This is a genomic window from Achromobacter sp. 18P8.1.1, from assembly GCF_057799415.1.
In genome coordinates this window covers 282,161-294,066 of sequence record NZ_JBYOKH010000002.1, presented here as the reverse complement: position 1 = coordinate 294,066, position 11,906 = coordinate 282,161, and the positions used below count along the sequence as shown (strand labels likewise).

Genomic DNA, 11,906 nt, shown 5'->3' with positions numbered 1-11,906 from the left:
GACGTGCTGGCGGCGCTGCCGCCGCCATTGCCGTTGCCGCGGAAATCGGTGACGTACCAGCCGGAGCCCTTGAGCTGGAATCCAGCCGCGGTCACCTGCTTGGAAAACGTGCTTTGGCCGCATTCGGGGCAAACCGAAAGCGGCGCATCGGAAATCTTCTGCAGAACGTCTTTGGCATGGCCGCAGGCGCTGCACTTATAAGCGTAGATGGGCATCAAGGGCTCCCAGGCGCGGGCCCGGCAAATCAAAAGCCGTCAGTCGCCGGACGAAGGCGTCCGGGGCGGCGGGTGGGCAAGGCCGGAAAAAATACGGGGAAAGTCTTGAATTTTAGCGGTTTTTCATGAACTGTCGGTGTCCGACCCGCCGGGCGGGCGGCAAGCGCCGTCCCGGGGGCCGTCCCCGGGCGCGGCGGCGCCGTTCCCCTAGACGGGAAGCAGGAACATCACGGCCGCCACCAGGGTCGGCCCCAGGGCGGACAGGAACAGCCGGCCGGACGAAATGCTGCCGTCCGGGAAGTGGTTCTTCAGGATGGCGAAACCCGCCGGGTTGGGCGCATTGGCGATCACGGTCAGCCCGCCCCCCGTCACCGCGCCGGCCACCAGCATGTAGCGCCACGCCTCGTTGGTGCCTTCCACCAGCGATCCCAGGTAGGTCAGCGCCGCATTGTCGGTGATGGCCGTCAGCGCGGTCGCGCCCCAGAACAGCACGAACGGCTCCAGTCCACCCAGCAGGTCCTGCAACCACCATTTCTGCAGACCGCCCAGCACCACCAGCCCGGCCAGGAAGAAGCCCACCATCAGGCCTTCCTTGATCAGCAGGCGGTTCTGGTGACGCTTGTAGGCTTCCGAGAAGCCGATGAACATCATCAGCAGGCCCAGGAAGATCGCCGGATGGTGCGCGGTCAGCACCACGGCCACCAGGAACACCAGGTGCACCAGGATGACGATGGCCGGCACCGGGGGACGCGAATCCGCCCCTTCCGGCGCGTCCACGCCCCCGCCCGTGCCCACCGAGCGTTCCATCAGCGCCTTGCGGCAGATGAAGGTGAGCATGGCGGCGTTGACGCAGACCGCCAGCGCGGCGCGCCAGCCGAAGTGCTGCACCATGTAGGTGGAATCCCAGCCGAAGGTGGACGCCACCATCAGCACCGGCGGCGCGGCGTAGGACGTCAGCACGCCGCCGATCGACACGTTCACGAACAGCACGCCCAGGGTCAGGTACTTGAAGCCGGCGCGCCCGCTCGTGCGGAAGTACGCGTCGCGCAGCAGGATGGCGGCCAGCGTCATGGCGGCCGGCTCGGTGATGAACGAGCCGCCCAGCGGCACCAGCGCCATCACGACGAAGAACGTGGCCAGCTCGCGCGGCAACGGCAGCACGCGCGCCACGATGCGCACCAGCAGCCCCACCAGCTCCAGGATGGGCCGGCTGGCCGCCACCACCATGATCACGAAGACGAACAGCGGCTCCGTGAAGTTGCGCGTGTCCATGTAGTTGATGGCGGTGGCCGGCCCCGACAGCGCCGCCATCGCCACGATCAGCGCAAAGGCCCACACGCCGAACACGGCTTCGACTTCCGAGAACAGATGCCAGAAGCCCGCATGCGGGCCGCCGCGATGCGCCAGGCGCGCAAAGACCGGCACCGAAAAAGTATGAAGGACCGCCACGGCGAACAGGACGGTGGCAATGACTTCAATTGGCTGAGGCATGTCGGGCGCTTTCCGTAATAGGGACTCGGACTATAACGCGCACCTTACGCCCTGTAACGCAGGGTCAACACCAAGTCGCTACGCGATCGGCGCCGGCGGCTCCGCCCCTTGCTGCGCGGCCTTCATCTCCATCAACAGGCTATGCAGCATCTCGGTCGACAAGCCGTGTAGCACCAGGCGGTAGCCCGCGCGCAGCGTCGACATGGGCACCAGCGGATGGCTGTTGTTGACCAGGATCAGATGCTGCGGCGCACCCAGCAGCTTGGCCGCGTAGATGCCGATGGTCTCGTCCAGCTGCAGCGAATTGCACGCGCGCCAGAAATCGTTGTCGGTCAGCATCAACTGATACAGCGGCGTGAACAGCTCGATGGCGCTCTGCAGGTCCAGGAAGTTCAGCTTGCCCTGCGGCATGTCTTCCAGCTTGAGCGGGGGGTCCTGGATCATCGAGAAATCGACGGATTCGGGCGCGTGCATTTCCACGCCCACCTCGCGCAGCGCCTGGTTCAACCGGATGACGAAGTTGAAGAGGTTCAGGTCGTGTTTGACGAACAGCTCGTCCTTCAAGTCGTCGATCTCTAGCGGTTCCAGCGGATGCGTCGTGATCGGCACGGGCGAATTCGCGGCGATGAACGCCAGCGCCTGCGCGCCCAGATGGAAGTGCCGCAGGATCAGCCAGTTCGCCTCGGGCGACACGAAGCGCTTGAGGCCCCACGCCAGGATGCGGTGCAGCAGCTTCGAATGCGACCAGCGGCGCGGCAGGAACGTCTTGATCACCTGGATCAGGATGATGAAGGCGCGTGCCAGCGGCCGCAGGAACGGCAGCAGGTACTGGCGCGACGCGCAGCTGGAATCCGTCAGCCAGGCCTTCTTCACCTTGTCCGGCAAGGGTGTGCTGCGGTCCAGGTACAAGGCCAGCCACGGGCTGGGGTCAGCCGGATCGTGCGCGCGGGTCAGGAATTCGGGTTCCTTGCTCATGCGGTGTCGCCCTCCATCACGTGATGGAACTGCATCAGGTACAGCGCGGCCGTGCGGCGCGCGGTATCCACGATGCGTTGCTCGGCGCGGCCGTCCTCGTCGCAGTCCAGCGCCAGCTCAACCGCCGACAGCCAGCGCGCCAGATGGTGCTCGTCGTTGTGGCCGTGGTATTCCAGGAAGCGGAAGGCGTCGGGCGGCAGCGTCAGGCTGGCCTTCAGCAGCGGCAACAGCGCGGGCACGATGCGCTGGCCCGTGCCTTCGATGATGTAGATCGCGCCCAACAGGCCGATCGGATCGCGCGTGGCGGCCAGGCTGTGCAGATACGCGTTCAACGCCTCGCCGCCCGGGTTGCGGCGCAGTGCATCGATGTTGTCCACCGTACCGCCCGCGTTGCGGTAATCCTGGAACAGGATCTGGAAATCGTTCTGCTCTTCGCCCGCGTGCATGTCGATCAGCGCGGCCAGCGGCGCGTACTGCTCGGAGAGCGAAGCCGCGCCTTCGCGCATCCACTTGCTGCCTTCGCGCACCTGCGGAACCCAGTTTTCCATCCAGTTCAGGTAGTCCGCCGTCTGGAACTGGCGGTTGCGCAACCGGCGCACCACCGGCGTGCGCCAGACGCGCGAACGGTAGTCGTGCCAGATGGCGGCAAGCTCGGTCAGCAACTGGCCCAGCCCTTGCGGCGCCATGTCGGGGTCGTGCGGCGGCGCGATCGCATCGGCGTCGCCGCTTTGCGCGTCCTCGCGTGCAGCCGCAGGCAACCCCGCTACCTTGGCGCCCGCGACGGCCAGCGGCGCATGCACGGCTTCGGCCTCCAGCAGCATGTAGGCGGCCATGAAGCGGCCGGACTCGGGGATGTAGCAGAAGATCTGCTCGCCCGGCTTGACCTCGCGCGTCTCCAGGAATTCGGCCAGCATGATGAGGATGGACGCCGCGCCCGTGTTGCCGCGCCACGCCAGGTTGCTGAACCAGCGTTCGCGCGGGATCACCAGGCCCGCCTTCTCCATCAGGTCCTCGACCACCGGGATGAATTTTTCGGACGAGTAGTGGCACAGGAAGTGATCCACCTGGTCCGGGTCCAGCCAACCGTCGCGCACCAGTTTCGCGTATTCGTGGATGCCGATGTCGAACAGGTGCGGCAAGAGCCGGATGTCCTGGCGCAGGGACAGCGCGCCGTCGGCCTCGGCCTCGTTCCAGGACGGGTAGTCCAGGTGGCCCTTCTGCCGGTCGGCCGACAGCCCCAGCTGCATGCACACCGGATAGTCGCCCGAGAACGAACGCTGGTGCACCCACTTCAGCTTGAGCCGCACGCCGCTGGAGGCGCCCCGCAGCGCGCGGCCGGTATTGCCCAGCAGCAGCGCGCCCGCGCCGTCCGACAGCATCCAGCGCAGGAAGTGCGCATCGAAATCCGCGTCGTAGCCGCGCGCCGCAAAGCGCGAACGCTTGAACAGCCGCGACGGCAGCTCGCTGGCCACGGCCAGGGCGCTGGCGTGCCCGCCCATTTCCACCCCTTGCGCGGCCGCCTGGATCGCCGACACGCCCGCGGCGCAGATGCCGTGCACCGACAGCGTCTCCATCGGCTGCGCGGCCAGTTCGCCCTGGATCATGTTCGAAAAGCCCGGCATCAACGCGTCGCCGCCGGACGAGCCGCTGGTCAACAGCGACACGGCCGACAGATCGCTGTCGTTGCGCCGCAGGCAATCCCGGATCGCGTTGGCGGCCAACTGGGCGTTGGTGAACACGGTGGCGCCTTCGGGGTCGATGGCGTAATAGCGGTGCTTGATGCCGTTCTCGGCCAGGATGCGGCTCTTGATGCGGCTGGACATCCGGTTCAATGGCGCGATGTAGCTGTCCATGGCGTCGTTGGACACGGGCTCGCCCGGCATGAAATAGCCGGCGCTCTCCAGGTAGACACGATTGAACGCGATAGGCATGTGGCGGGTCTCTAGTGGGAGTGTGGATGCGGCGCTAGCGGATGTGCTCGGGCGCCATGCAGGAACGGCTGCGGAACCGCGGCACGAAGGTGCCCAGCACGAAGACGCGGAACATGTAGGGCGTTAGCCCCTTTTCGTTCAGCGCCGGATCGACGTGTTGGCGATAGTGCTCGCGGTGCAGCCGGGTCAGGTCGGACCAATGCGCGCGCGGATGCTCGTGATGCGCGGTATGCAGGCCGATGTTGAACAACAGCGGGTTGACCAGCCCTTCGAAATTGCGTGCGTAGTTCAGCCCGGCAACCGCCCGCGGCCCCCCGTCGGCATGCGCGTGTTGCAGGTAGTTCGTGGCCAATAGCCAGTGCAGCCCATGCAGCTGCGGAACGATCACGAACACCAGCGCCTTCACGGGGTTCACGGCCATCAGGCCGCCCCACAAGCCCAGCCACACGCCGTACTGCGCCATGCAGTAGCGCCACGCGCCGGGCCAATGGCGGCGCAAGCGGCCCAGCCACGCGAAGAACAGCGGGTACAGCACCCAGCCGGCCTGAATGGGATGGATCAGGTAGCCCCACAGGTGGTTCGTATCGCCGCCGAAGCGGTAGGTGCGCGCCACGTCGCGCGCGCCGTGCTTGAAGCGGTGGTGATTGGCCACATGCGCGGGGTAGAACACGAAGGTTGGGTGCCCCTGCAGCAGCGTGATCCAGAAATCGGTCGCGCGGTTGGTCCAGCGGCCGCGCCACATCCGGATGTGCGTGTGGTTGTGGTGGATGACGCCGATGCCCAGCGTCAAGAACAGCATCAACGCATACAGCGGCCACCAGAATCCATAGACCCATTGCCACGCCGCCAGCGCGGGCAGCGCGGCCAGATAAGCCAGGCTTTGCCAGTCGCGTCCGTTGCGCAGCGACGGCAGCCGGCGCTTTGGACTACGCCCGTCCGCCAAGCGATTCTCGACGCTGGAACGCGTCCAGCTGCGGGGCCGCCGCCTCGGCCTTGAGCCGGGTGCGGAACAGGCGGTCCATGAAGGTGAACTGGAAACCGTAGTTGCCGTTGTAGCAGGCATGGTGCAGATGATGCCGGCGGCTGGCGGCGAACCAGTGCGCATACGACACCTTGGGGAAGAAGTCGTAATTGGCGTGCCCGATGCAATTGAAGAACAGGCTGAACAGCGGCACCGACGCCAGCGCCCAGAAGCTGAAATCATGCAGCAGCATGGGCAGCAGGATCACGTTGCCCAGCATCAGGGCCTCGATGGGATGGAAGCTGTAGGTGGAGAACGGCGTCGTCACGACCGAACGGTGATGCGGCAGATGAAAGCGCCGCAGCGGCTTGGTGTGGAGCAGCCGGTGATTGATCCAGAAATGCACGTCGTTCCAGGCCACCAGCACCAGGATTTCGACCACCACCTTCTGCCAGCTGGGATCCGGGTCCAGATGCGCCCACCCCAGTTGCAGCAGGCCCCACGGGAAGATCATGCCGGTACCGAACAGCAGGATCGACAACCCCGACTGGGCGAACTCGCGCCGCAGTTGGCCTGGCGCCAGCGGCCGCGGGTCCAGCGGACGCCCCATGCCCAGCGCCGGCAACACGTGCTGCGTCAGCAGCCAGGTCGCCGCGCCGAAGACCAGATAGATGCCGCTAAAAAACAGCAGCCCCGCCAGCATTACCTGCCAGGCGGACAAGGCTTCAAAAGCTTGGGCCATAAACGTTTGGTATCACCCTGAGAATGGCCGCATCATAAGCAATCCGTCAGCATCCCGGTAGGCCATTTATTACAAAATGAATCCGGGCACCACAAAGCTGGCTGATAGCGCCCCGGCAACGGCCTAACTTCCGGCTACTGGCAGGGATAGAGTCGGTTCAAGCCTGCAACGGCCGCATCCATGCGCGCCGCCAGCGCCGCGCTTGCGGCAGGCATCGGCAGTCGCAGCTCGTCGCTCAAGAGGCCCTGCCGGCCCAGTTGCGCCTTCAACGGGCCCGGATTCGGCTCGGCGAACGCCAGCTGGATCACCGGCACCAGCGCCTGGAACAGCCTGCGGGCAAGGTCCAGTTGCTGCGCGCGCACGGCCTGGTGCATGGCCACGAACAGATCGGGCCGGATATGCGCCGCGGCAGCGATCATGCCGGTGCCGCCCAGGCACAGCGTCGACAGCGATTGCAGGTCTTCCCCCGCCAGCACGTTCATCTGGCCATCGGCGATAAGCGCGAGCGTCTTCTCAAGCGACCCGCCGCAATCCTTGATGGCGGCAATGTTCGGATGCGCGGCCAGCGATAGCAAGGTTGCCGTATCCAGCGTCGTGCCGGTGCGGTAGGGAATGTCGTAGAGCACCAGGGGAAAGCGCGAGGCGTCGGCCAGACAGCGGAAGTAGGCGGCGGCGCCTTCCTGCCCGGCGCGCACGTAGTACGGCGCGGGCGCCAGGATGCCGGCCAGCGGCCGGGTGCCGAATGCGGACAGGCGCTGCATCACGTGGCCCTGGTGGTTGCCGGCCAGACCCATGATCACGGGCAGGCGGCCGGCCTCGTTCAGCACCGCGTCCAGAACGGCCAGTTGCTCGGCGTCATCCAGCGACGCGGCTTCGCCCGTGCTGCCGCACACGACCAGCCCGTCCACGCCGGCTGCGGCATAGTGGCGCACCAGGCGGCGCAAGGCGCCCCCGTCCACGGCGCCGCCGGAAAACGGCGTCACCAGCGGCACCCAGACGCCCTGGAAAAGTGAAGATTGCGATGACATGGGAACACTCCTTCGATGTAAGCGGACCGTGGTGGTTGCCGTACAGAAGTGCTCGGGATAGCAGGGGGTGCGCGCGGAGGCGCCAATGCGCCGCCAGGAGGCCGCTGTTCCGTCGCCCATCTGACGGAACAGCATGCTCCGGTCAGATGAGCGGCTGTTTTTTGGATTTCAGGCCGGCAGCAGCCAGCACCACGCCCAGGGCGCGGATGCAGGAAGCGGATTGGAAGGCCTGATGAATCATGAATGAATGGAACGCGCGATAAGCGACGGATGCAGAAATCTACCGGGCGCCCGCCGCCGTGTCAACGGCGGCAAACGCCCTGCCCGGTTCAGCCCAGGCTGGCCAGGAACACGGCGCAGAGCGCCTGCATGCCCTGGCGGTCGTCTTCGTCGAAGCGGTCGGGGATGGGACTGTCCACGTCCCACACGCCGATCAGTTCGCCCTGATGCACCAGCGGCACGACGATTTCGGAACGCGAGGCGGCATCGCAGGCGATATGGCCCGGAAACGCGTGCACGTCCGGCACCAGCTGCGTCTGGCGCTGGCTGGCGGCCGCGCCGCACACGCCGCGGTCAAGCGGGATGCGCACGCAGGCCGGTTTGCCCTGGAAGGGGCCCAGCACGAGTTCCGTGCCGTCAAAGAAATAGAAACCTGCCCAGTTCAGATCGGGCAGGGCCTGATAAGCCAGCGCGCTCAGGTTGGCGGCGTTGGCGATGCGGTCGGGTTCGCCTTCCAGCAGGGCACGGGCCTGGACGACCAGTTCGGCGTACAGGGCGGCTTTGGAGTCGGCGACGATCGGGGCGGCTTCAAACATGGCGTCAAATGTAACTGTACAGGCGGTTATCGATGCAGGTGATTTTAGGGGTTCCGCGCGTTAAAGGGGCCGGGCTGCTACCGTATGGGACAATAGTTTTTTACCGCAGTCCCCCTCACACGCCTCTCCCTTTACCCTTCTTGATCAAGAAGCAATCCATGGACAAGCCTTTCGAACCTGCGTTTTCCTTCTCGGAACGCGCTCAGCAACTTACCAGCTCCGCCATCCGCGAAATCCTCAAGGTCACCGAGCGCCCCGAAGTCATTTCGTTCGCTGGCGGCCTGCCGGCGCCCGGCGGCTTCCCGGTAGAAGTGGTACGTGCTGCATTCGACAAGGTATTGGCCACCAACGGCCGCGCGGCCCTGCAATACGGCCCGACCGAAGGCTACGCGCCGCTGCGCCAATGGGTTGCTGAAGACCTGAACCGCGCCGGCGCCAATGTCGCCGCCGACCAGATCCTGATCGTCTCGGGTTCGCAACAGGCGCTGGACCTGCTGGGCAAGGTGCTGATCGACAAGGACAGCAAGGTCCTCGTCGAAGACCCCAGCTACCTGGGCGCGCTGCAGTCGTTCAGCCTGTATCAGCCCACGTTCGTACCGGTGCCCACCGACGAAGGCGGCCTGATCCCGGAAGCCATCACCCCTGAACTGGCCGACGGTGCGCGCTTCCTGTATGCGCTGCCCAACTTCCAGAACCCCACGGGCCGCACGCTGAACCTGGAACGCCGCATCGCGCTGGTCAAGCGCGCCGCCGAGCTGAACCTGACCATCGTCGAAGATGATCCCTACGGCGAACTGCGCTACGCCGGCGAACCCCAGCCGGGCCTGATCGCGTTGGCCGCCGAACACGGCGCCAACGTCGTGCGCCTGGGCACGTTCTCGAAGGTGCTGGCCCCGGGCCTGCGCCTGGGCTACATCGCCGCCGCGCGTCCGCTGATCAACAAGCTGGTACAGGCCAAGCAAGCCACCGACCTGCATACGCCCACGCTGACGCAGATGGCCGTGTACGAAATCGTCAAGGATGGCTTCCTGGAAGAGCATCTGCCCAACGTGCGCGAAATCTACCGCGCCCAGGGCAGCTGCATGCTGGACGCCATCAAGCGCGAATTCCCGTCCACCGTCACCTGGACCAAGCCGGAAGGCGGCATGTTCATCTGGCTGACGCTGCCCGAGCACATCGACAGCACCAAGCTGCTGGAGAAGGCTATTGCGCAGAACGTGGCCTTCGTGCCGGGTGCCCCGTTCTACAGCGGCGCCGGCCGCGCCAACACGCTGCGCCTGAGCTTCGCTACCGTGCCGGAAGACAAGATCCGCACCGGCATCGCCATCCTGGGCAAGCTGCTGAAAGAGGCATAAGCCCCCCCCGAAGCGCCTGCGGCGCCTCCCCCCAGGGGGCGCCGCGACGGACCGGCGGAGCCGGATCCGTGCGGCCCCGCTTGCGTTGCATCGGCGACCTATGAAGGGAGTGCCTCGCAGGGGCAAGCTCGGCACGGCGGAATATTAGGGTGGCCGGGCTTAATGCCCGGCCATTGTTTTATGCTGTCGGCTTTCCCGACCATTTTCCGACCGTGACAGTGAGCGCCCCGCAACAACCTCCTCTCGACTTGAGCGACATCGTCTTCACCGACTGGGTCGAGCGCTGGCTGCCCAAATCGTGGCGGCCCTACGCCCGCCTGTGCCGCCTGGACCGCCCCATCGGCACGTGGCTGACACTGCTGCCTGCCATCGCCGCGCTCGTCCAGAGCGCGGGCGGCCTGCCGGACTTGCAGCGGCTGATCGTCTTCTCGCTGGGCGCCCTGCTGATGCGTGGCATCGGCTGCACGGTCAACGACATGTGCGACCGCAACTTCGACAAGCACGTCGAACGCACGCGCTTTCGCCCATTGACCAGCGGCCAGCTGACGATGAAGAACGCCGTGTGGTTCCTGCTGGGCCAATTGGTGGTCTGCGGTTCGCTGCTGTTCTTCCTGAACGAAATGAGCCGCTGGCTGGCTGTGGCCGTACTGCCCTTCGTCTTCATCTACCCGCTGTGCAAGCGCGTCACCTACTGGCCGCAGGTGGTGCTGGGCATCTGCTTTAACTGGGGCATGCTCATGGCCTGGTCCGACACGCAGAACCACGTACCGCTGGCCGCCGTGGCCATGTGGTTCGGCGCGGTGCTCTGGCAGGTGGGCTACGACAGCATCTACGCCTACGTCGACGTGCGCGACGACCGCAGCCTGGGGCTGCATTCCACCGCCATGCGCTTTGGCGACCAGGGCAAGCTGTGGATCGGCGGCTTCTATGTCGCCACCGTCCTGCTGTGGGCCTGGGGCGGCTACGCCATGGGCTTGTCGTGGGCGTATCAGGTCGGCATGGCCGCCGTTGCGGTGCATCTGGCGTGGCAATTGAAGGTGTTCGACATCCAGCGCCCCGACCGCAATTTCATGCTGTTCCGCGCCAACCTCTGGCTGGGCGCGCTGCTGGTGGCGGCCGCGCTGGCCGGCACGCTGATCCGGTGAGCCGTTGCCGGCAATGTGCAGCGCCATTGACGCTGCACATTGCCGGCAACGCCCGATCGCGCGATCATGGTGTCCCCGCCACGCTTACGGAGACACCGCATGCCCTCTTTGATCAAATCCCTGACAGCCGCCGCCGCCGCATGCGCCCTGTTCGGCGTGTTGCCCGCGCAAGCCGCCACCGACTGCTCAGCGCAGCGCGGTTGCGCGGCCAAGTTCTGCGAGATCGAAAACGACATCGCCGCCGCCCAGGCGCAGAACAACACCCGCCGCGAAGCCGGCCTGCGCAAGGCCCTGGCGGAAGCCAAAGCCCATTGCACCGACAGCCGCCTGCAATCGCAACGCGAGGCCGACGTGCGAGACAAGCAATCCAAGGTGTCCGAACGCGAGCAGGAACTGAAGGAAGCGCGCGCCAAGGGCAAGCAGGACAAGATCGACAAGGCGCAGCGCAAGCTGGAAGAAGCCCAGTCCGAATACAACGCCGCGCTGGTTGAACTGAACCGCTGACACCGGCATCGCAAGTCCATTTCCCCTGCCAGCCCCGGGCTCGTCCCGGGGCTGCGTCTTTTTTGCGCCCCCAAAAGCCGTCCCGCCCGCCTGCCCGGACCACCACCTATTGCGTCATCAAATGGAAATATCGCCACCTATGGTGTCATTTGGAAGAATCCAAATCGATTAGTACAGATTTTGGAAAGATGTTTTCAGGTAATAAGGGTTTATCCCAGGGTTGTTTGAGCACAGAATGCATCTCATCGGGACACAGCAAGCGAACCCCCAGCAATGAGGCCAGAGGTTCGGATCCCAAGCTCACAAGACACCGGAGGTCTGCTATGAAAACCCTTGCTACCGCATTGATGCTGTCCATGTCCGTTCTGGCTGCTGGCGCCCAAGCCGCTGAAGGCGACCAAGGCCCGTCGCGCGCCCAGGTTCAAGCCGAACTGCAACAAGCCAAGGTATCGGGCCAGTACACGTTTGGCGAAGAAGGCTACCCCGCCGCCATCGCCCAGAAGTCCAGCCTGACGTCGCAACAAGTGCAAGCTGAACTGGCGCAAGCCAAGACCGCTGGCGAAGTCACCTTCGGCAACCTGGACTACCCGCCCGTCGCCACCGCTGAATCCGCCACGTCGCTGACCCGCGCCCAAGTGGAATCGCAACTGGCTCAAGCCAAGGCAGAAGGCCTGGTCACCTTCGGCAACATGGACTACCCCCCCATGGGCAGCTGATCCCCGGGCCGGCAAAGGCCCTGCGATC

The 11,906-nt window shown here is 65.5% G+C and carries 12 protein-coding genes; 4 read left to right on the top strand and 8 right to left on the bottom strand.

Features of this window, described 5'->3' with window-relative positions:
• The 8 genes from AC27VE_RS03200 to AC27VE_RS03165 all read right to left on the bottom strand — a co-directional run.
• The coding region (locus tag AC27VE_RS03200; protein ID WP_488703004.1) for an FmdB family zinc ribbon protein at positions 1 to 215 on the bottom strand (215 nt) is incomplete at its 3' end.
• Between the two features lie 207 nt (positions 216 to 422).
• Positions 423 to 1,706, bottom strand: a complete 1,284-nt coding sequence (locus tag AC27VE_RS03195) for a putative Na+/H+ antiporter (RefSeq protein WP_088588600.1) — start codon at positions 1,704 to 1,706, stop codon at positions 423 to 425.
• A gap of 78 nt (positions 1,707 to 1,784) precedes the next feature.
• A complete protein-coding gene (locus AC27VE_RS03190) occupies positions 1,785 to 2,681 on the bottom strand; it encodes a DUF6999 family protein (protein ID WP_488703003.1) in 897 nt (298 codons plus the stop codon).
• On the bottom strand, positions 2,678 to 4,612 hold the full coding sequence (locus tag AC27VE_RS03185; RefSeq protein WP_488703002.1) for an iron-containing redox enzyme family protein: 1,935 nt from the start codon (positions 4,610 to 4,612) through the stop codon (positions 2,678 to 2,680). The genes AC27VE_RS03190 and AC27VE_RS03185 overlap by 4 nt, the downstream gene beginning before the upstream one ends.
• A gap of 34 nt (positions 4,613 to 4,646) precedes the next feature.
• Positions 4,647 to 5,555 (bottom strand): fatty acid desaturase, encoded by a 909-nt coding sequence (locus tag AC27VE_RS03180; RefSeq protein WP_035212387.1) that lies wholly within the window; start codon positions 5,553 to 5,555, stop codon positions 4,647 to 4,649.
• On the bottom strand, positions 5,539 to 6,315 hold the full coding sequence (locus AC27VE_RS03175; protein ID WP_006222939.1) for a sterol desaturase family protein: 777 nt from the start codon (positions 6,313 to 6,315) through the stop codon (positions 5,539 to 5,541). Before AC27VE_RS03175 ends, AC27VE_RS03180 begins: the two co-directional genes overlap by 17 nt.
• A gap of 134 nt (positions 6,316 to 6,449) precedes the next feature.
• Positions 6,450 to 7,343 (bottom strand): 4-hydroxy-tetrahydrodipicolinate synthase, encoded by an 894-nt coding sequence (gene dapA, locus AC27VE_RS03170; protein ID WP_427962403.1) that lies wholly within the window; start codon positions 7,341 to 7,343, stop codon positions 6,450 to 6,452.
• Positions 7,344 to 7,672: 329 nt separating this feature from the next.
• On the bottom strand, positions 7,673 to 8,158 hold the full coding sequence (locus AC27VE_RS03165) for a GAF domain-containing protein (protein WP_315135769.1): 486 nt from the start codon (positions 8,156 to 8,158) through the stop codon (positions 7,673 to 7,675).
• Between the two features lie 158 nt (positions 8,159 to 8,316).
• On the opposite strand from AC27VE_RS03165, the gene AC27VE_RS03160 reads away from it, so the two are divergent.
• The 4 genes from AC27VE_RS03160 (at position 8,317) to AC27VE_RS03145 (ending at position 11,878) form a co-directional block, all read left to right on the top strand.
• Positions 8,317 to 9,513 carry an aminotransferase-like domain-containing protein gene (locus tag AC27VE_RS03160; protein WP_488703001.1) on the top strand — a complete coding sequence of 399 codons (1,197 nt, stop codon included), beginning with the start codon at positions 8,317 to 8,319 and terminating at the stop codon, positions 9,511 to 9,513.
• Between the two features lie 218 nt (positions 9,514 to 9,731).
• A complete protein-coding gene (gene ubiA, locus AC27VE_RS03155; RefSeq protein WP_427960419.1) occupies positions 9,732 to 10,658 on the top strand; it encodes a 4-hydroxybenzoate octaprenyltransferase in 927 nt (308 codons plus the stop codon).
• Between the two features lie 99 nt (positions 10,659 to 10,757).
• On the top strand, positions 10,758 to 11,162 hold the full coding sequence (locus AC27VE_RS03150) for a DUF1090 domain-containing protein (RefSeq protein WP_088588594.1): 405 nt from the start codon (positions 10,758 to 10,760) through the stop codon (positions 11,160 to 11,162).
• Between the two features lie 323 nt (positions 11,163 to 11,485).
• Positions 11,486 to 11,878 (top strand): DUF4148 domain-containing protein, encoded by a 393-nt coding sequence (locus AC27VE_RS03145; protein WP_488703000.1) that lies wholly within the window; start codon positions 11,486 to 11,488, stop codon positions 11,876 to 11,878.
• Positions 11,879 to 11,906 lie beyond the last annotated feature (28 nt).

Bases quoted from the DNA above. Each gene is read 5' to 3' on its own strand.
- AC27VE_RS03195 (WP_088588600.1), bottom strand. From the start codon at position 1,706: ATGCCTCAGCCAATTGAAGTCATTGCCACCGTCCTGTTCGCCGTGGCG.
- AC27VE_RS03190 (WP_488703003.1), bottom strand. From the start codon at position 2,681: ATGAGCAAGGAACCCGAATTCCTGACCCGCGCGCACGATCCGGCTGAC.
- AC27VE_RS03185 (WP_488703002.1), bottom strand. From the start codon at position 4,612: ATGCCTATCGCGTTCAATCGTGTCTACCTGGAGAGCGCCGGCTATTTC.
- AC27VE_RS03175 (WP_006222939.1), bottom strand. From the start codon at position 6,315: ATGGCCCAAGCTTTTGAAGCCTTGTCCGCCTGGCAGGTAATGCTGGCG.
- dapA (WP_427962403.1), bottom strand. From the start codon at position 7,343: ATGTCATCGCAATCTTCACTTTTCCAGGGCGTCTGGGTGCCGCTGGTG.
- AC27VE_RS03165 (WP_315135769.1), bottom strand. From the start codon at position 8,158: ATGTTTGAAGCCGCCCCGATCGTCGCCGACTCCAAAGCCGCCCTGTAC.
- AC27VE_RS03160 (WP_488703001.1), top strand. From the start codon at position 8,317: ATGGACAAGCCTTTCGAACCTGCGTTTTCCTTCTCGGAACGCGCTCAG.
- AC27VE_RS03150 (WP_088588594.1), top strand. From the start codon at position 10,758: ATGCCCTCTTTGATCAAATCCCTGACAGCCGCCGCCGCCGCATGCGCC.
- AC27VE_RS03145 (WP_488703000.1), top strand. From the start codon at position 11,486: ATGAAAACCCTTGCTACCGCATTGATGCTGTCCATGTCCGTTCTGGCT.